At 63.9% G+C, this 18,933-nt stretch carries 15 protein-coding genes; 10 read left to right on the top strand and 5 right to left on the bottom strand.

What is annotated here, in order from left to right:
- Positions 1-20: 20 nt before the first annotated feature.
- The 4 genes from mnmG to HND55_03770 are packed head-to-tail and all read right to left on the bottom strand — an operon-like array spanning position 21 to position 6,248.
- On the bottom strand, positions 21-1,901 hold the full coding sequence (mnmG, locus tag HND55_03755) for a tRNA uridine-5-carboxymethylaminomethyl(34) synthesis enzyme MnmG (GenBank protein ID QKK01852.1): 1,881 nt from the start codon (positions 1,899-1,901) through the stop codon (positions 21-23).
- Positions 1,902-1,933: 32 nt separating this feature from the next.
- Complete coding sequence (locus HND55_03760) at positions 1,934-3,070, bottom strand: hypothetical protein (protein QKK01853.1); 1,137 nt, start codon at positions 3,068-3,070, stop codon at positions 1,934-1,936.
- 44 nt (positions 3,071-3,114) lie between these two features.
- The gene (locus HND55_03765) at positions 3,115-3,744 is read right to left on the bottom strand and encodes a hypothetical protein (GenBank protein QKK01854.1); all 630 of its coding nucleotides are present in this window, start codon (positions 3,742-3,744) and stop codon (positions 3,115-3,117) included.
- A gap of 5 nt (positions 3,745-3,749) precedes the next feature.
- On the bottom strand, positions 3,750-6,248 hold the full coding sequence (locus HND55_03770; GenBank protein ID QKK01855.1) for a penicillin-binding protein 1A: 2,499 nt from the start codon (positions 6,246-6,248) through the stop codon (positions 3,750-3,752).
- 226 nt (positions 6,249-6,474) lie between these two features.
- On the opposite strand from HND55_03770, the gene HND55_03775 reads away from it, so the two are divergent.
- From HND55_03775 to HND55_03820, 10 genes are all read left to right on the top strand, one after another.
- The gene (locus HND55_03775) at positions 6,475-7,548 is read left to right on the top strand and encodes a pilus assembly protein PilM (protein QKK01856.1); all 1,074 of its coding nucleotides are present in this window, start codon (positions 6,475-6,477) and stop codon (positions 7,546-7,548) included.
- Positions 7,548-8,117, top strand: a complete 570-nt coding sequence (locus HND55_03780; GenBank protein QKK01857.1) for a PilN domain-containing protein — start codon at positions 7,548-7,550, stop codon at positions 8,115-8,117. Before HND55_03775 ends, HND55_03780 begins: the two co-directional genes overlap by 1 nt.
- A 4-nt stretch (positions 8,118-8,121) precedes the next feature.
- Entirely contained in the window at positions 8,122-8,751 is a 630-nt protein-coding gene (gene pilO, locus HND55_03785) for a type 4a pilus biogenesis protein PilO (GenBank protein ID QKK01858.1), read from the top strand.
- Entirely contained in the window at positions 8,748-9,284 is a 537-nt protein-coding gene (locus HND55_03790; protein QKK01859.1) for a pilus assembly protein PilP, read from the top strand. The genes pilO and HND55_03790 overlap by 4 nt, the downstream gene beginning before the upstream one ends.
- Before the next feature lie 34 nt (positions 9,285-9,318).
- Positions 9,319-11,493, top strand: coding sequence for a type IV pilus secretin PilQ (pilQ, locus tag HND55_03795; GenBank protein ID QKK01860.1), 2,175 nt, complete (start codon positions 9,319-9,321; stop codon positions 11,491-11,493).
- Positions 11,494-11,557: 64 nt separating this feature from the next.
- A complete protein-coding gene (locus HND55_03800; GenBank protein ID QKK01861.1) occupies positions 11,558-15,016 on the top strand; it encodes a hypothetical protein in 3,459 nt (1,152 codons plus the stop codon).
- 133 nt (positions 15,017-15,149) lie between these two features.
- Positions 15,150-15,935: an N-formylglutamate deformylase gene (hutG, locus tag HND55_03805; GenBank protein ID QKK03974.1), complete on the top strand. Its 786-nt coding sequence runs from the start codon at positions 15,150-15,152 to the stop codon at positions 15,933-15,935.
- The gene (gene hutF, locus HND55_03810; GenBank protein ID QKK01862.1) at positions 15,923-17,293 is read left to right on the top strand and encodes a formimidoylglutamate deiminase; all 1,371 of its coding nucleotides are present in this window, start codon (positions 15,923-15,925) and stop codon (positions 17,291-17,293) included. Before hutG ends, hutF begins: the two co-directional genes overlap by 13 nt.
- Positions 17,290-17,910, top strand: a complete 621-nt coding sequence (locus HND55_03815) for a DUF938 domain-containing protein (GenBank protein QKK01863.1) — start codon at positions 17,290-17,292, stop codon at positions 17,908-17,910. Before hutF ends, HND55_03815 begins: the two co-directional genes overlap by 4 nt.
- Entirely contained in the window at positions 17,903-18,352 is a 450-nt protein-coding gene (locus HND55_03820) for a GAF domain-containing protein (protein QKK01864.1), read from the top strand. Before HND55_03815 ends, HND55_03820 begins: the two co-directional genes overlap by 8 nt.
- On the opposite strand, the gene HND55_03825 is transcribed toward HND55_03820, so the two are convergent.
- Positions 18,331-18,807, bottom strand: coding sequence for a histidine phosphatase family protein (locus HND55_03825; protein ID QKK01865.1), 477 nt, complete (start codon positions 18,805-18,807; stop codon positions 18,331-18,333). The two genes, HND55_03820 and HND55_03825, sit on opposite strands and share 22 nt — an antisense overlap.
- Positions 18,808-18,933: the final 126 nt, after the last annotated feature.

Genomic DNA, 18,933 nt, shown 5'->3' on the forward strand with positions numbered 1-18,933 from the left:
CAGCACGCCCAGCCAGGCGCTCAGGCCGCCGAGCGATGGCGCTTGAGGTAGACCAGTAGCTGGGAGATGGCCGCCGGGGTCATGCCTGGAATGCGGCTGGCCTGGTCGATGGTATGCGGTCGGCTGCGCTCGAGCTTCTCGGTGATTTCGGCTGACAGGCCCTTGACCTGGCGGTAGTCGAAGTCCTCCGGAATGACCGCTCCGGCGGCGCGACGCTGGCGCTCGATCTCGTTCTGCTGACGCTCGAGGTAACCGGCATAGCGGATCTGGATGGCAACCTGTTCGGCCACATCGTCCTGCTCGACGCCGGGACCGATACCGTCAACGGCCATCACCTGCCGGTAGTCCAGTTCCGGACGTCTGAGCAGCTCCTCGGCGGTCGTGTCCTTGCGAATCGGCACCTCGAGTCGGGCGCTGGCCATTTCGGCCAGTGACGATCCGGCCGCAATACGCAGGCCGCGCAGGCGATCAAGTTCCGCCTCGATGGCTTCGCGCCGGCGGCAGAACGCAGACCAGCGGGTGTCGTCGACCAGTCCCAGATCGCGGCCGATTCCGGTCAGCCGCAAGTCGGCGTTGTCCTCGCGCAGATGCAGCCGGAATTCTGCCCGGCTGGTGAACATGCGATAGGGTTCGGGCGCGCCTTGAGTGATCAGGTCATCGATGAGCACGCCGAGGTAGCCCTGGTCACGAGACGGCGTCCATGGCGCCAAACCCTGCACCTGCCGGGCCGCGTTGAGCCCGGCCAGCAGCCCCTGTGCGGCGGCCTCCTCGTAGCCGGTCGTGCCGTTGATCTGTCCAGCAAGAAACAGCCCCCGCAGATGGCGTGTCTCGAGGCTGGGCCGGAGGTCCCGCGGGTCGAAAAAGTCGTATTCGATGGCATAGCCCGGGCGGGTAATATGCGCGTTTTCCAGCCCGGCGATCGAGCGCACCAGCTTGATCTGGACATCGAACGGCAGGCTGGTCGATATGCCGTTGGGATACCACTCGTTGACGTCGAGACCTTCCGGTTCAAGAAAAATCTGGTGGGAGGGCTTGTCGGCAAAGCGCACGACCTTGTCCTCGATCGACGGACAGTAGCGCGGGCCGGTGCTCTCGATGCGGCCGGAATACATCGGCGAGCGGTCGAGATTGGCGCGAATGATATCGTGCGTCGACTCCGCAGTGCGGGTCATGAAGCACGACACCTGGCGCGGGTGCTGCTCGCGCCGGCCCAGGAATGAAAATACCGGGCGATGCGCATCGCCCGGCTGTTCTTCGAGACGCGAGAAATCGATGCTGCGACCGTCCAGTCTTGGCGGGGTTCCGGTCTTGAGTCGGTCAACCGCAAACGGCAGCTCGCGCAGGCGCGCAGCCAGTGCGTTGGCGGGCGCATCGCCAGCCCGTCCGCCGTCCAGCCGGGTCTCGCCGATATGGATGCGTCCGCCAAGGAAGGTGCCGGTGGTCAGCACCACGGCGCCGGCCTCAAAGGTCAGCCCCATGGCAGTGCGCACGCCAGTGACGCGTTCGCCTTCGACCCGCAGGTCATCGACCGGCTGCTGGAAAATGGTGAGGTTGGCCTGGGTTGCGATGGCGCTGCGAATGGCGCGACGGTAGAGGTCGCGGTCGGCCTGGGCGCGCGTGGCACGCACCGCCGGGCCCTTGCGCGCGTTGAGCCGGCGCCACTGAATGCCGGCGGCATCGGCGGCTTGCGCCATGGTGCCGCCGAGCGCATCGATCTCCCTGACCAGGTGGCCCTTGCCGATGCCGCCTATGGCCGGGTTGCAGCTCATCTGCCCGACCGTCTCGATACTGTGCGTGACCAGCAGTGTGCGCACCCCCGCCCGCGCCGCGGCGAGCGCGGCTTCGGTGCCGGCGTGGCCGCCACCGATCACGATGACATCAAACGACTCGGAAAACCGCATGCTGTACTGCAAGCCTTTGGAGAGCCACTATTTTATCCCCCGCCGGGGATCCGGGGAAAGGTGGTGCGTCTCAGCGATCGCGCTGACCTGAGCCGTCTCGCCTGTTCGGGCTTGTTTGCCGCGGGCTCGATCGGTCGATGGATGATCGCCGCCCGGATCGCCCCGATTCGCTGCGCGACGGGATGGTCCCCGAGCTGCGGGGACGCTCGTGCTGCTGGATCGGCGGCTGTATTCGGCCAGCCGGCGGCGCGCTGGCGTGATCGCTTGATGGCGCGCGCCGGCGCGCGGCCTCCGGCGCTTGACGGGAAGCCGCGGGGTCGAATCGGGGCACCGCCCGTTGCCGTGGTCTGTCTGCCATCGAAGGGGGGGCTCTCGACCCGGCGGGTGACGTCACGCAGCCGGATGGTCGGCATGCGCGGCGCTTCGCTGACTGGCTGCCTGGCGCGGCGCGGCTGGTTGAATCGTGCCGACGATGGCGATTGCCGCTGGCGTTCGAGTCGCGGCGTCGAACGCGCTGCCGGCGCACTGCGTCGGCTGGCGGCTCGCTGCCGGACGTCCGAACGCGAGCTGGCCCGGCTCGCGCCGCGAATCGACTGCTGGCGCAGGTCGGGCTGCCGGGATGCGGCCGGCAGCCGGGACGACGACCAGCGGCGCGCAGCGCGATCCGGCCGCTGACTGCGTGCGGTCAGCGATTGCCGCCGCTCGAGTGCGTACAGCCGCTGATCGATCTGGCGGACGCGAGTGTGGGCGTCATGACGGCCGACATGCCGGTATCGGTACGTGAGGTATCCAGACCACCGCCACGGGCGGTCGTAGTGGTGTGCGTAGCGATGCCAGGGATAGCTGTAGCCGAAACGGATGCCCACGGTGGTGCGAATCGGTCGATGGCCGTAGTACCAGCCCGGATAGGGGTAATACCAGGGATCGTAGTAGTGAACCGCAACCGAATAGGGATGATAGTGCCGGCTGAAATAGAAATAATCCAGAGACCAGTAGGGATACAGCGCCGGGTTGAGTGATACGCTTGTCGACACCCGGCCGGAAGTATGGCCGCGCTCGTAATAGACGCCGTCCCCGGACGGGTACTGGTAGTAGGTCACACAGCCGCTCAGCACGGCCAGAGCTGAGCAGGCCAGCAGCAGTTTCGCGATGACAGTTGGTCTGATCATGATAGACAGCCTACACCATCGGCATGAATCCATCCTGAACCGGCTCAGGTCCCCGGCGCCTGGTCTGAGCTCGCCAGCAGGCGCTCGAGCTCCGATGCCGCCATACGGCGCTGGCTGCGGCCGTCGACCGGGCTGGGCGGGGCCTGCAGGGCGTCGCGTCCGATCATCTGCAAAAGCTCAACCGTGCTTCCGCCGCCTTCGATGACCAGTACATCGACCTCGCGGTGGCAGCCATCGTGCCAGCGGATGCGCCGGCTTTCCTGCTGGAACGGCAGGTGGCGTTCGATCAAAAACCGAACCACCGCGTCAGGATCGTCGGCGAACACGTGCAGACTGATTCGCGAGTGCTCGTCGGCGGTGCCGTCGAGCACCGGGCCGACCAGACGCGGCCGGAACGACTCAAACAGGCGCATGGCCGACAGGGCAGAACGGCGCAGCTCATAGAGATTGGCGGCATGCGCGTCGCCACCGTAGAGCTGTTGCCAGTCGCGCAGCGCCTGATCCACCTCGCTGTTGGACGGCAGGCCTGCGCGCGGTGAAATGCCCATGCGACGCGCGGCTTTCTGCTTGGCGGCCAGAAAGCTGCGCTGTCCTTCGGTGGCCATGATGCGGGCGGCCTCGGCGGCCACTTCGCGGCGCAGCCGGCTGGTCTTCGATGCTTGCCGGGAAGCCATATCGGTCAGAAGATCTCGTAGGGGTCTGTCTGGGTTTGGGTGTTGCCGGCCGATTCGAGCGGTGGCAGGTTGTCGCTGTGGAACCACTCCTGGATGGCGCCCGGGGTGTCGGGACGGGTGCGCAACCCGGTTTCAGGATTGATCGGTGCGCGTGTGATGCCAACCGGCGCCGGCTGGCGGGTTTCCGGACGTCCCTCGAGCGCGGTCGCCATGAACTCCACCCACAGCGGCAGCGCCGTGCGTCCGCCCTGTTCCTGGCGTCCCAGCGATTGATTGTCGTCCATGCCGAGCCAGACGGTGGTCACGATGCCGCCGGCATAGCCCGAAAACCAGGTGTCGCGCTGATCGTTGGTGGTGCCGGTCTTGCCGGCCAGGTCATTGCGTTCCAGCGCCAGCGCCCGCCGACCGGTGCCGCGGCGAACGACGTCCGCCAGCATGGAGTCGATCAGCCAGACGGTCTGCGGGCTGATGACCCGTTCGGCATGCTGCGGTCTCGGTGGCCCGATCAGCGGCTGTTCGTCGATATTGGCATCGGCCGGTGTTTCCGGCTGCAGGCGACGCAGCGCCGGCTGCGTCGCCTCGGGGGTCGGACCCGCCTCTGGCGCAGGTGCGGTCGGGGGCGGGATGGGCGGGCAGCGCCGACAGACCGTGCGCCATTGGGGCTCGTGGAGCGCCTCGCCATCAGCATCGCGGATGCTGTAGAGAAAGCGGGGGGGAACGGCATGGCCGCCGTTGGCGAAGATGGCGTAGGCGGCAGCCAGTCGCAGTGGCGTCATCGAGGCAGAGCCAAGCGCCAGGGAGGGTCCGGCAGGCAGATCCTCGCGCTGAAATCCGAAGCGGGTTACGTAATCGCGCCCCTGATCGACGCCCATCGCCATGAGCAGGCGGACGCTGACCAGGTTGCGCGAATGGATCATGGCCTCGCGCAGTCTGGTCGGCCCAAAAAAACGACGCGAGAAGTTGGTTGGTTTCCACACTCGTTCCATGGACGGATCGTCGAACACGACCGGTGCGTCGTTGACCAGTGAAGCGGGCGTAAAGCCGTGGTCGAGCGCTGCAGCATAGATGAACGGCTTGAACGCCGAACCGGGCTGGCGCCGGCTCTGGGTTGCGCGGTTGAACTGGCTGAGCGTGAAGTCCAGGCCTCCGATCATTGCCAGAATGGCGCCGGTATCGGCTTCCAGCGCGACCAGGGCGGCTTCGGCTTCCGGCAGCTGGGCCAGTTGCCACTGCTCGTCATGCCGATACACGCGGACCAGGTCCCCGGGCTCCAGCATGCCGGAGACGGCATCCGGTTCGGCACCGACGGAGTCACGATCGACAAACGGTCGTGCCCAGGTCAGATCTTCCAGCGTCAGCGTAACCTGCTCGTCCTCGCCGGTGACCAGCACGGCTTGTTCCGGCGTCGTTTCGAGCACCACCGCCGGCATCAGACCGGCCACACTGCGAATTTCCGAAAGGCGCTCGCCAAGCGCTTCCTGCCAACCATCCTCAATCAGTTCGGGCGCGATGAAGGCGCGCTGCTCCGGGCCGCGCCAGCCGTGGCGACGATCATAGGCAAGCAGCCCATTGCGCACCGTTCGATCGGCGCTGCGCTGCAGCCGTGAGTCAATCGTCGTCCAGACGGTCAGTCCGGCCGAGTAGGCGGTGTTGCTGCCAAACCGGTCAACCGTTTCCTGGCGTGCCATTTCGGCGATCCAGGGCGCGTCGAGCTGAACTTTCGGGCCGTGGTAACTGGCGGTGTTCGGCGCAGTCCGTGCTTGCCGGTACTGAATCTCGTCGATGTGACCGAGGTGTCGCATTCGCTCCAGAATCCAGTTGCGCCGAACCATGGCTCGTTGTGGATTGGTGATGGGATTGTCGCGCGACGGTGCCTTGGGCAGTCCGGCGATCATGGCGGCTTCGGCCAGGGTCAGGGCCTCGAGCGGCTTGCCGTAATAGACCTGAGCGGCGGCGGCCACACCATAGGCGCGGTGGCCGAGGAATTCCTTGTTGAGATAGAGCTCGAGAATGTCGTCCTTGTCAAGTTCGCGTTCGATTCTCAGCGCCAGCAGCATTTCGCGCAGCTTGCGGGTAATGGTGTAGTCGGTCGACAGAAAGAATCGGCGCGCGACCTGCTGGGTAATGGTGCTGCCCCCGGGCACGCGTCCTCGGCCCATGCTCAGCGCGTACAGCCAGACGGCCCGCATCGTGCCGCGCCAGTCGATCCCCGGGTGGCTGTAGAAGCGATCGTCCTCGGCAGCCAGAAAAGCCAGCTTGAGTGTCGATGGGATTTCGTCGAGGGTGACCGGCTGGCGGCGCTGCTCGCCGATCTCGGCCATCAGCTGGCTGTCGGCTGAGTAGATGCGCAGTGGTACCTGCAGCTGCACGTCCCGCAGGGACTCGACGGACGGCAGCGAGGGCACGATTGTCAGCCAAATCACGAGGACGCCGATACATGCCAATGCGAACAACAGAAAAAACAGACGGATAGAAAAAACTATTAAAGGCTTTATTCGAACCATGAGTTATGGTAAATGTAGGCACTGACAAGTCGGGTTGACTCACGTCTTGGACGTGACGCAGAGTCAAAAGTGCCCCGGCACGCATTCCGGGCCAGGGCTTGGAGAAGAGGGTAGCACAGTCCTATACTGTGTCGGCCCGGCCAGACAAGGGGTGCTGCCGGGCTCTGGGCAAGGACGAGTGAAACCGGCGATTGGCAATGCCGAACAGAGGGCGCAAGCAATAACGATGAGCGAACTGTTGAGAAAGCTGTTGGGAGCGGCGCCGCCGCCGTTGCTGGGCGTGGATATCGGCTCCAGCAGCATCAAGGTGCTGCAGCTCGGAAACGGTGGTTCCGGCTACCGGGTCGAGGCGTATGCCGTCGAAACCATGCCCGAAGGCGCGATCAGCGAAGGCAATATTGCCGATATCGAGCGCGTTGCCGAAGCCGTCAAGCGTGCGGTCAAGCGTTCCGGCAGCAAGGCCAAGGCCTGCGCCCTGGCCGTCAGCGGCTCGGCGGTCATCACCAAGGTGATCAATCTGCCGGCCGATTTGTCAGATGACGATATCGAGGCGCAGATCGAAGTCGAGGCCGGGCAGTACATTCCTTATCCGCGCGAGGAAGTGAGTCTGGATTTCGAGGTGCTGGGTCCGTCCGCGCGCAATGCAGATCTGACCGAGGTGCTGCTGGCAGCGTCCAAGACTGAACATGTTGACCGCTGTCGGGAAGTGGGCGACCTGGCCGGGCTGACTGTTCGCGTCGTCGACGTCGAGTCCTATGCCATCGCCAACGCGTTCGAGCTGGTGCGCCGTCGCGTCGGTATCGACGAAAACGAGGCGATCGCGGTCCTGAACATGGGCGCTTCGACGTCCACGCTGATTGCGCTTCGGGGCGGCCGCGGCATCTACAGCCGCGAGCATGCCTTTGGTGGCCAGGAACTGACCGAGGAGTGCATGCGGCGCTACGGCATGGACGCCGAACAGGCCAATTTCCTGCAGCGCGGAGAGACACCGCCGGCCGGGTTCGAGGATGAACTGCTCGAGCCGTTTCGCCAGAACGTGATCCAGCAGATCAACCGGGCGCTGCAGTTCTATTCCTCGTCGAGCGATTACACCGGAATCAGCACGCTGTTTCTGACCGGAGGTGCGGCGCTGACGCCGGGCCTGGCCGAGGCGGTTGGCGATGAGGTGGGCATTTCCTGCGAGATGGCCGACCCGATCGAGGGGCTGCGGCTGGCGCCAAGCATCGACGCGGCTCGTCTGGAGCGCGTTCGTCCGGCTCTGACAACAGCCTGTGGACTTGCTTTGCGGGGATTCGACTGATGGCCAGAATCAACCTATTGCCCTGGCGGGAAAATCTCCGACAGGAAAGACAGCGCAACTTCATCGGTGCACTGATCGGGACGGCGGTACTGGCCATTGCGGTGGTCTTTCTGGTCAGTCACCTGTTCGGCCGCCAGATATCGGCCCAGGAAGCGCGTAACAACTTCCTGCGCGCCGAAATCACCAAGCTCGATCGCGATATCGCCAGTATCGAGGAGCTCGAGCAGGTGCGAGACAACCTGCTGGCGCGCAAGAACGTCATCGAACGGCTGCAGGAAAACCGCTCGATGATGGTTCACCTGTTCAACTATCTGGCGCAGACCGTGCCCGAAGGTATCCGCCTGACCTCGGTGCGTCAGACCGGTGAACAGCTGACGATCGAGGGCGTGACCCAGTCGGAAACCAGGGTCTCGGATTACATGCGCAACATCGAACGGGCCGAGTGGCTGCACGACCCGGATCTACGGATTATCGAGGCCGTTGACGAAAGCGAACAGCCGTTCCGGTTCGAGCTCAGGGCACGCGTGGCCTCGCCGAACGTGGTTGAAGACGAGAACGAGGAGTCTTGACGTCATGGATCTTTCGGAACTCAGAGATCTCGATTTCAACAATATCGGTTCCGCGTCGACGGGCGTCAAGGCGTTTCTGCTGGCGATCGTGGTGGTCCTGATCCTTGCCGGCGGCTACTGGTACATCATCAAGGACCAGCGCGAGACCCTGGAGTCGCGCGTCGGCGTGGAAGAGGAGCTCAAGCAGGAGTTTCGGGTCAAGCAGCAAAAGGCTGCCAACCTGCCGGCCTATGAGGAGCAGCTCGCGCAGATGGAAGAGATGCTCGAGGTCATGCTTCGCCAGCTGCCGTCGAAAACCGAAATGCCGGAACTGCTGATCGATATTTCGCAGACCGCTCTAGGGGCGGGCATCGACAACGAGTTGTTCGAGCCGCGCGCGGAGGTCATGCGCGACTTCTATGCAGAACAGCCGATCAATGTCCGCATGGTGGGCACCTATCACCAGTTCGGAAACTTTGTCAGCGCCGTCGCCTCGCTTTCACGCGTGGTGATTCTCACGATGCGCGATATTTCCCTGGTGCCGATCGAAGGTGGCTCCGGCCGTTTGCGCCTGGAGGGCGTGGTAACGACCTACCGTTACCTGGACCAGTCGGAAGCTGAGGGCATGGCAGCCGCGACAGGAGGGAGCCAATGATGCGCATGACGCATATTCTGGGCTGTCTGGCCCTGACGCTGGTGCTGGCCGGCTGTGAACGGGGCATGAGCGACCTGCGCGACTGGGTTGAGGAAATGCGACAGCGCCCCGCGCAGGGCATTGAACCCATTCCGCCGATTCGAACTGCCGAGGTGGTGGCCTACGAGGCCATGGAGGAGCGGGATCCGTTTCAGCGTCAGACGACAGCCGCGGACGAGGAAGACGAGGAATCGGTCGATGAGGGCGAAGGCCAGGGTCCGCGGCCCGACCCCGATCGGCGCAAGGAATACCTGGAGGGCTTTCCGCTCGACACGCTGTCGATGGTTGGCACTCTGGAAATCGAAGGCGCAGAGTATGCGCTGATTCAGGATAACGAAAGCGTTGTTCATCGCGTACGCGAGGGCAATTACATGGGGCAGAATCACGGACTTGTTGTGGCGGTTCAGCCCGACCGGGTGGAAGTGCGCGAGCTGGTCCAGGATGGCCGTGGCAACTGGATGGAACGCCGTGTGCGCGTAACCATGGCCGAATGACGAATACTGAAGAACCGGCAAGGAATTGAACATCATGATGAACTCTTCTTGGGCGATGAACGGGAGATGGATGATGAACAGCGGTAGCAAAGCGGTCACGCTTATGGTGGGGCTGTTCTGGATGGTCTCGGTGGCCCAGGCCGCGGAGGTGACCGATATCCAGGTGGAAAGCAGTTCGGGAGAGGTTCGATTCCTGATCAGCCTGGATGGCGAGGCGGCCAATCCATCGGTGTTCACGACCGAGCAACCGCCCCGGATCGTGCTGGAACTGCCGGATACCACATCGGCGGTCGATGGCGGGCGGGTGCCCGTCGGAGTCGGTCCGGCCCAGAGCTATATGGCGCTGAGCGCCGGCGGACGGACGCGTATGGTGGTCGACATGGCGCGTCCCGCGCCGTACGAAGTCGAAGTCACAGGCAACCGGATTGCGCTGATCGTCGACACGGGTTCGGCCTCTGCGGGGCGGGTCGCGTCGGTCCGTTCTACCGGTTCCGGTCAGCACCAGGTCACGGGATTTGATTTCCGGCGGGGCGAGAACGGTGAGAGCCGCGTGTTCGTCAATCTGGATCAGCCCGGCGTCAACATGTCGGTCAACGAGCGCACTGGCGGGCTGCGGGTGGATCTGTTCAACACCCGCCTGCCCGAGAATCTGTACCAGCGACTCGATGTTTCGGATTTTGCCACGCCGGTTCAGATGATCACGCCGGAACAGCGCGGTGAAAACGTGCGCGTCAATCTGGATGTCGCCGGTGCCTTCGAGCACCTGGCCTACCAGTCCGACGGGCAGCTGGTTGTCGAGGTGGCGCGCCCGGCTCAGGAAGAACGACCGGCTGATCGTGAGCTGACCTTTTTCGAGGAACGCGAGTACGAGGGTTCGCGCATCACGCTCAACTTCCAGGACATTCAGGTCCGCTCGGTGCTGGCCCTGATTGCCGATGTCTCCAATCTCAATATCGTGGTATCCGATTCGGTGTCCGGCAACCTGACGCTGCGCCTGACCAACGTACCCTGGGACCAGGCACTCGACATCGTGCTGGAAACCAAGAATCTCGATATGCGCCGTTCCGGCAACGTGATCTGGGTTGCTCCGGTGCGCGAAATCGCCGAGCGCGAGCAGCAGATTCTGCGCGCGCGCGCCGAGCGCCAGACGCTCGAACCGCTGCAGACGGCCATCATTCCGCTGAGCTATGCCGATGCTGAAGAGATGGCGGCGCTGATTCAATCGGCCTCGCAGGGCGAGGATGCCTCCGGAACCAGTCTGCTGTCCGACCGGGGTTCGGTCTCGATCGACCGGAGAACCAACACCTTGCTGATCAGTGATACGACCGATCAGATCAACGGCGTGCGCGAGCTGGTCGCCGAGCTGGATCGACCGGTGCGTCAGGTGCTGATCGAATCGCGCATCGTGATCGCGCGCAGCGATTTCAACCACGAACTCGGGGTGCGCTTCGGCGTGACGGGAGCGCGACAGGATTCGCGGGGCAATCTCTACACCCTGTCATCGAGTTCCGAGGCGACCGATCAGATGATTCGTGACGGGTTGGCCAACCGCCGCAACGACCGCGGCTCGAGCACGCCCATCGGGCTGCCCTCGCTCAGCGATCGCCTGAACGTCAACATGCCGGTCTCCAATCCCACCGGCAGCATCGGGTTCAGCGTACTGGCGGCCGATCTGCTGCTCGACCTTGAACTGAGCGCGCTTGAAAGCGAAGGGCGCGGAGAGATCATTTCGACGCCCAGGGTGATCACTGCCAACCAGGCCGAGGCCTACGTGCTGCAGGGTGTGGAGATCCCGTTCGAGTCGACCCAGGGCGGGTCGCTGGCCGGTGCCATCAACGTGGAATTCAAGGATGCGGTACTGGAATTGCGCACGACCCCGCTGATCACGCCGGACAACCGCATACAGCTTAAGCTCAACGTCAAGCAGGATACCGTTGGCGAGCTCTTTCCCAACGGACGTGGCGGCTTCATCCCGTCGATTGACACACGTGAACTCAACACGCGAATTCTCGTGGATAACGGGCAGACCGTCGTCCTTGGCGGTATATTCCAGGAGGAGCGGAACTTCCAGGAGCAAAAAGTGCCGGTGCTCGGCGATGTGCCCGTGCTGGGGCGGTTGTTCCGCCAGCGGAGCACGGCCGATGAGAAACGCGAACTGCTGATTTTCGTCACGCCCTCGATACTGGACGAACGAGTGACGTCGGAATGATGCGGAACATCATCAATGCCAGAAATTTTGCGAGTCAATTAAACATTTGTCGGGGTATTCATTCATGAAAGCACTCAAGTACGGAATTCTGGTTGCCAGCGCCCTGATTGTCGCCGCGTGCGGCGGTAGTTCGTCCGGCAGCTTCGAAACCGGCGGAACGGCACGATTGGCGATCACGGTCGAAACGAGTCAGGTGCCGGCCAATCCGCAGGGTTTCCAGCCGAATCCTGACCGGGATTTCACCATTGAGGTCAGTGTTCGCTTTACCCGTGCCGACGGCACGATCGTCACTGACGGCACATCGGTGACGCTGTCGTCCAGCAACAATGCGCGCGGCGTCGTATCTTCGACCAGCACACCCAATCAAACCGGCAGCACGGCATCATCATCGACGTCCGGAGGGGTCGCGCGGTTCTTCTTTACCAGCGGTGCCCAGACCGGCAGCGTCAATCTTTCCGCCTCGGCCTCCAACCCCAGCGGCAGCGGCAGCATATCGAGCAGCATCACGATTCAGGTGGTCGAGGCAAGCGACGACTCGGAGCGTGTCACCCTGACGATCAACGACAGCGAGCTACCTCAGAACATTCTGGGCTTCCAGCCGGCGCCCGACAGCCAGTTTTCGACCCAGATCAATGTGAAAGTGCTCAACTCCGCAGGCGATGTGGCCGCCGACGGCACCCAGGTCAATCTGGGCGTCGACAATGCCGGCCGGGCGATGGTGTCGCCTCTCAGCAACGTCCTGCAGGCCGGGGCCGACGCCGTTGCGACAGTCAGCGGCGGCTTTGCCCGCTTCCTGGTGACTTCCGGAAGCAATACCGGCCCCGTGGCGTTGACGGCCTCGAGCCCGGACGACCAGGGCGGCGGTGCCATAACCAGCCAACCCCTGGTCATCCAGATTGTGCCGTTTGATGGCGGTTCGGACCGAATCTCGATCAGCGCCGTTGAGGCGGAACTGCCGGCCAACGTGCTCGATATCCAGCCATCGGTCAACAGCCAGTTCTCCACTCAGCTCAACGTCAGCGTCATCGGTGCTGACGGCAACCCGGTTGCCGACGGCACTTCGGTGGTCATAGGCGTCGACGATGCCAGCAAGGGTGTGGTCTCAACGTTTGAGGATCCCCTCGAAACCAGTGCCTCGGCCGAGACGCAGACCCAGGCAGGGACTGCCCGGTTCATCTTTACCGCCGGTCGGGAGACCGGATCCATCGTGCTGGTGGCCAGTACGGATGGCGACAGCGGCGAGGCCATCCTCAGCGATCCGGTATCGCTGACGATATTGCCCAACGAGGCAGACGAGTCACGCTTGCGCGTCAGTGGTCCCGCCACGCTGCCGAGCAACGAGGATGGCGTGGCGCCGTTCTTCGGGTCGCCGTTCATCAATGAGCTGACGATCGAATATCTCGGGCCAGACGGTCAACCCGGCCAGGTGGCTGAAAGTGAGATTGCGGTGGCCATTGCCCCGGTCAATGTGGCCGCATTCTCGACGCTGGACGATCCCGAGACCGAGGATGTCAACGAATTTGTGGTACTCATGGGCAGTGCTCCGGTTGGGATGACCGCCGGGGTTTCGACCATCTTCATTCACAGCTTCGATTTGCCCGGCGAGGCGGTTGTAACGGTCACGGCAACGGATGCAGGGACTGGTGAGTTGTTCTCGGCCCGGTTCAACGTCGAGGTGGTTGATGGTGCCGCCAACTTCCTGCCGGCGCAGCTGGACTACATCATCGGCACCGACCCGGTCTACATCCAGGGTTCGGGAGGTGCGACGGCCAAACCCATGCAACTGCTGGTCAGCGATGCTGGCGACAACGCAGTGCCGAACCCGGAAGGAAACGGGTTCAGCTACAACAACGTCGTGCTGACCCTGGACGCCCCGGAGGGCAGCGGCGCACGGCTGTCCGGCACTGGCGCTGAAGGCTCGGTCAATGGCGAAGAGATTGCCGTCCAGACGGTCAATGGCATTGCCGAATTCTCGCTGCAGGCCGGCACCGAGACCGGCACCCACCGGATCGTGGCCACCGTTGATCGTGCCGACAATAATGTCGATAACGATCTCCTGGATCCCCTCACCGCGGAAACCACCATTGCCGTGGGTGATGGTCGCCTGTTCAGCGTCGAGCTGGTCAACCCGATTCTCAACGCCATTCGTATCAATCGTGTCACGACCGGTATCGACACCGATCAGGAGCCGATCCGCGACCCCGATACCGGGATTCTGGTGCCGCCGGATCCGGACGGTACCTATTCGCTGACCATTACCGCCCAGGGTTCGGACAAGGTCGGCAACCCGGTCCTGCCGGGCACGCAGGTCAACTTCGGCAAGATCGATGCGCCGTTGACGCCGGACAATCCACCGTTCTTCGTCTTCTCGGGTATCGAAGGGGATCCGGAAGAAGCCGGCTTCCTGTTCGACGCGCTTGATACGACCGAAGGGTTCCTGGATGATCTCGACTTTGCCGAGGAAGCCGTCGAGCCGGGCGATACGCTGGCCCTGTTCGGCAAGTCAGTGGCCGGTAATCGTGAGCATGAGGCATCGCGAATCGTCGACTCGGTCGTCGACGAAGACACGCTGCTGGTCACCGAAGCGTTCAACCCCAACAATGCGACGGGTCAGATCGTCGACGACGGAGCCGTCATCCCCTGGGTGATCGGACGCTCCCGGGTTGGCGTGATCGATGAACTGGTCAACCTCGGCGAGGACGGCCGCGGCTCGGTGCAGCTGACCTATCCCATCGATGCGGTCGGTCGACCGATCGTGCTGTGGACCCAGGGCACGCGCCAGGAGTTCGATCAGGACACCAAGACCGTCGCAGAGGTGGAATCGATGGTGTTCCCCGGAATTGCCCCGCTGCAGCTGACTGCCACGCCCAACCAGGTTGCCGGCAACCAGTCGGTCAATATCACCCTGTGCCTGCGCGATGGTATCGGTACTCCCATCAATGGCGTGTTTATCAATGCTGCGGTTGGCGGCGGCACCGGCAGTGCCGCGATCGACGGTGTCCCGCTCGGTGTCGGCTCTGACCAGACCGCCAACGCGACCAGCGGCAACGGCTGTGTCGTGACCGAACTGACCACTCAGGGTCTGATCCCCGACGAGGACGATCTGATCATCGTCTTCTTCGTTGGCAGTGCCCAGGATACGGTCACCGTGGTTGCCCCGGGCAGTGCGGCACTGTCGGTGACGCCGTCACGGGTCGTGGACAATGTTCAGGGTCCGATCAATATCCGCCTGATTCTTCGGCTCACCGACGCCAGCGGCAACCCGATTTCTTCGGTGCCCCTGAGCGGTGAATGCGACGACCCCGCTGGTGGCGTGCTGAGAATCCTCAATCAGCCTGGCCTGACCGATTCAGAAGGCCTGGCCGAGGCCATTGTCCAGATCAGTCTGTTTGATTGCGACGTGCCGGTTGTCGGAGAGTTCCAGTGTGTCTTTACCACCGAGTCCGGTGCGCCGACTGGCACCTTCACGGCAGTTGGACTGGCGCCGGAAGACATCGGAATCATTTCGCCGCCCTGCGACTGACCCAACGCACCGCCGCTTCTCCGGGAGCGGCGGCTGACACCGGATATGGACGCGGCCCTCTTGTCACATACAAGGGGGCCGCTTGCTTGGCAATACTGATGCGCATGAGGTCTTGAATCAGCCCCAGCCTGATCTGTGGAGCCGGGCCAGCACTGCTCGGTCGGTGCCCCTGCTGATCAATATTCCGCATGCCGGCACCGAGCTGCCGGACGCGCTGTCTCGCCGGTTGACGCCGGCAGCGCGGCAGCTGCCCGATACCGACTGGCAGGTCGACCGCCTGCTTGCGCTGGCTCAGGACGACGGGCCGATCAACCTGCTCCAGGCGCGCTGGTCGCGCTATGTCGTTGATCTCAATCGCCCCCCGGACGATCGCCCGCTGTATGCTGGCGAGGGAACCGGGCTGGTGCCGGTTCAGACGTTTGGCGGCGCTGCGCTGTACGCAGACACACCGCCCGGTGCCGGGGAAATCCGGTTGCGCGTGGAACGCTACTGGCGCCCCTACCATGGCCGCCTGGCGCAGGAACTGGATGCGCTCCGGCAGCGTCACGGCCACGCCGTCCTGCTGGACCTGCACTCGATCCGGTCTCGAGTGCCCCGCCTGTTCGACGGTGCCTTGCCGGATCTGAACCTGGGAACATTCGACGGCGGCAGCTGTGCCCCCTCGCTGCAGGGGCTAATTGCCGAGTGGCTTGAGAGTGCAACCGGCTTTTCCAGCGTGATCAACGGGCGCTTCAAGGGTGGCTACAATACCCGCCACTACGGTGATCCGGGTTCCGGGCTGCATGCCATCCAGCTTGAAATCGCACAATCCAGCTACCTCGATGAAACCCGGCCAGCCTACTGGGATGAGCGCCGTGCGCAACCGCTCGCCAGCCGGCTGCGGGAGCTGATCGCGGCCCTGCGGCAATGGCGACCCTGAATCGTCCACGTCTGTTTCGCGCACCGGCCATGCTGACTGCCGCAGGCTGGCGCCAGGATGTCGGCTTTCGGGTTGACGTTCACGGCAGCATCGAACAGCTCACGGCGGGCACGGGAGAAGCGGCGGAGGTCACCTTGCCCGGCGCGGTGATTCCCGGCATGGTCAATGTCCACTCGCATATTCACCAGCGTTTGATGGCCGGACTTTCGGCGCGCCGCGCGGATCAAAGCGACAGCTTCTGGACCTGGCGCCGACAGATGTACCGAACGCTCGAGCTGCTCGACGATGAGCGACTCGGGGTGCTGGCCGCCTGGGGATTCATGGAGCTGCTGGAAGGCGGCTATACGGCCGTCGGCGAATTCCACTACCCTCATCATCTCGCCGCGGCGACGCCAGCTGAGAGTGCGCGCCGAATTCTGGCTTCGGCGGCACAAGCCGGGTGTGCCCTCACTCTGCTGCCGGTGTGGTATCGTTATTCGGGTTTCGGCCGCCAGCCGCCCGACGCCGCCCAGGCGCGTTTTGTCCTGAGCCGTGATGAGCTCATCGATCTGATCATCGAACTGCGCGAGGGCGTCGACGATCATGTCTGCCGGATCGGGGTGGCACCCCACTCGCTGCGCGCAGTCGACGTGGCCGACCTGCCGGCGCTTCTGGAACGGGTCGGTGACGGCCCGATTCACATGCATATTGCCGAGCAGCCAGACGAGGTGGTCGCCTGTCGTGAGCACAGCGGACTGGAACCACTCGATCTTTTGGAAAGACATCTTGAGCTTGACCGGCGCTGGTGCCTGATCCACGCCACACACGTTCCCGCTGCCCGCCTAAACGCCCTGGCCGCCACCGGCGCCGTCCTCGGTATCTGTCCAAGCACCGAGGCCGATCTCGGCGACGGCCTGTTTCCGGTGGCCGAATTTCTGTCTGCGGGCGGTCGTGTTGCCATCGGCTCCGACAGCAATATCGAAACCAGCGCTGCCGCCGAGCTGCGCCTGCTCGAGTGGGGCCAGCGCCTTCGGCTGGGCCAGCGGAATGTCCTCGCCGCCGACAAGGACGGCCTGGGAACAGCACTGTGGCGCCACACCGCGCGGAGCGGCGCTGATGCGCTGGGCCTGCCTGCCGGCAGCCTGGAAGCGGGGCGCCGCGCGGACTTCGTCGTGCTGCAGGGTCAACACCCGCTGCTTGCAGGTCTGACTCCGCAGCAGCAGCTCGATGTCCTGGTGACCGCCGGCATGCCCGGCATGATCGAGTCGGTCTGGGTCGGCGGCTGCCTGCGCGTCAGTGAAGGCCGCCATCTGGACCGTGACGCGTTGCGTCCGGCCTTCCTTGATCTGCGCCGCGCGCTGGCGCTCAGTGATTCATGACTGAGTACGACGATCTGCCCTGGTCGGCGGCCAGTGAACGCAACCGCGAGCCGATCGGTGATGTGCTGACCTATTGGCTGCCTCGGGGCGGCCGGGTGCTCGAGATCGGGGCGGGTACCGGCCAGCACGCCGTTCATTTTCACCGCATCAGGCCGGACCTGGAATGGCTGGCGACCGACGTCGGCCACGTGCTCGAGCCCCTGGCACGGCGCCTGTCGCTGGAAGCGCCCGCGCTCGCGCCGCCGCGCGCACTGACCGTCGGCCTGGATACCTGGCCGCCCGGCCCGTTTGACGCGGTCTACACTGCCAATACCCTGCACATCATGCCCTGGTCCCGAACGCCGGCACTGCTCGACGGCGCTGCCACCTGTCTGCGACCGGACGGTTGCCTGGTCGTTTATGGGCCGTTTCGCGACGGCGGTCGGCACAGCGCAGCGAGCAACGCGGCTTTTGACCACAGCCTGCGCAGTCGCGATCCGGAGATGGGAGTTCGCGACGCAATCAGCCTGACCGACCTGGCCGCCGAGCGTGGACTGGTTGCCGAGGCCGACCTGACCATGCCGGCCAACAATCGTATTCTGATCTTCTGCAAGCAAGGAGGAACCCCACATGACTGACTTCGACACGCTGGTTCAGCAGGCCGAGGCGCTGCTGGGCGGACAACGCCATCGCGTCGCCAACGCCGCCAATCTCAGTGCACTGATCTACCAGTCGCTGGATGATATCAACTGGGCCGGGTTCTACTTTCGCGAAGGAGATGAGCTGATCGTCGGCCCGTTCCAGGGCAAGCCGGCCTGCGTGCGAATTCCGATGGGGCGGGGCGTGTGCGGAACCGCCGCCGCAAGCGGGCAGGTGCAGCGGGTTGCCGATGTCCATGCAATCGACGACCACATTGCCTGCGATCCGGATTCGCGCTCGGAAATCGTTGTGCCGCTGTCGCTAGACGACCATGTCTTTGGCGTACTCGACATCGACAGTCCGCGCCCCGACCGCTTCAGCACCGAGGATGAGCGTGGGCTCAGGCGCCTGGCAGCGGTCTATGTCAAATCGCTTGGATGAATCATTTGCGTGATCCGGGCGCAGCCGGGTCCGGGTGGCATGTCGGCCGACAGCACAGCCAGCGTGCCGGTTTGCATGCCGAGCCGGGGCCGCTGGCCACTGAGCCACTGAACCAGCCACTCCATGCCGGGATTGTGGCCCACCAGCATCAGACCGGGTAACTCGATATGTGCATTGAGAATGCCGACCAGATCTTCTTCGAGCGCTTCCCACAGCGCCTCTTCGATCCGTGGCGTAGATGCGTTCATCGCCGAAAGCACGGCATCAGCCGTCTGCCGGGTGCGCAGCGCCGGTGAGACCAGAATGAGATCGGGCGGCGTGGACTGCCGGTCCGCCAGCCACCGGCCCAGTTGAACCGCCGTCTCCCGCCCGGATTCGGTCAGCGGCCGTTCGCGGTCGGGTTCGTTGGCACGTGCAGGGCGTGCCTGCGCGTGGCGCAAGAGCCAGATCTGCATGAGGTCCTTACCCCCGAATTCCGGATCGGATCGCCATCTTACTAAGAAAACCATGAATGTGGCACGGTTTATGGTTTTCTTACTAATACAATCAGAAGTATTGCCACATTCAGGGCTGCGGACGAA

It is taken from the genome of Pseudomonadota bacterium, from assembly GCA_013285445.1.
Taxonomy (GTDB): Bacteria; Pseudomonadota; Gammaproteobacteria; order Xanthomonadales; family Wenzhouxiangellaceae; genus Wenzhouxiangella.

Coding starts and splice junctions, on each gene's coding strand:
- HND55_03820 (QKK01864.1), top strand. CDS start 17,903: ATGACTGACTTCGACACGCTGGTTCAGCAGGCCGAGGCGCTGCTGGGC.
- HND55_03815 (QKK01863.1), top strand. CDS start 17,290: ATGACTGAGTACGACGATCTGCCCTGGTCGGCGGCCAGTGAACGCAAC.
- HND55_03770 (QKK01855.1), bottom strand. CDS start 6,248: ATGGTTCGAATAAAGCCTTTAATAGTTTTTTCTATCCGTCTGTTTTTT.
- pilQ (QKK01860.1), top strand. CDS start 9,319: ATGATGAACTCTTCTTGGGCGATGAACGGGAGATGGATGATGAACAGC.
- HND55_03825 (QKK01865.1), bottom strand. CDS start 18,807: ATGCAGATCTGGCTCTTGCGCCACGCGCAGGCACGCCCTGCACGTGCC.
- hutF (QKK01862.1), top strand. CDS start 15,923: ATGGCGACCCTGAATCGTCCACGTCTGTTTCGCGCACCGGCCATGCTG.
- HND55_03765 (QKK01854.1), bottom strand. CDS start 3,744: ATGGCTTCCCGGCAAGCATCGAAGACCAGCCGGCTGCGCCGCGAAGTG.
- HND55_03800 (QKK01861.1), top strand. CDS start 11,558: ATGAAAGCACTCAAGTACGGAATTCTGGTTGCCAGCGCCCTGATTGTC.
- pilO (QKK01858.1), top strand. CDS start 8,122: ATGGATCTTTCGGAACTCAGAGATCTCGATTTCAACAATATCGGTTCC.
- mnmG (QKK01852.1), bottom strand. CDS start 1,901: ATGCGGTTTTCCGAGTCGTTTGATGTCATCGTGATCGGTGGCGGCCAC.
- HND55_03760 (QKK01853.1), bottom strand. CDS start 3,070: ATGATCAGACCAACTGTCATCGCGAAACTGCTGCTGGCCTGCTCAGCT.
- HND55_03775 (QKK01856.1), top strand. CDS start 6,475: ATGAGCGAACTGTTGAGAAAGCTGTTGGGAGCGGCGCCGCCGCCGTTG.
- HND55_03780 (QKK01857.1), top strand. CDS start 7,548: ATGGCCAGAATCAACCTATTGCCCTGGCGGGAAAATCTCCGACAGGAA.
- HND55_03790 (QKK01859.1), top strand. CDS start 8,748: ATGATGCGCATGACGCATATTCTGGGCTGTCTGGCCCTGACGCTGGTG.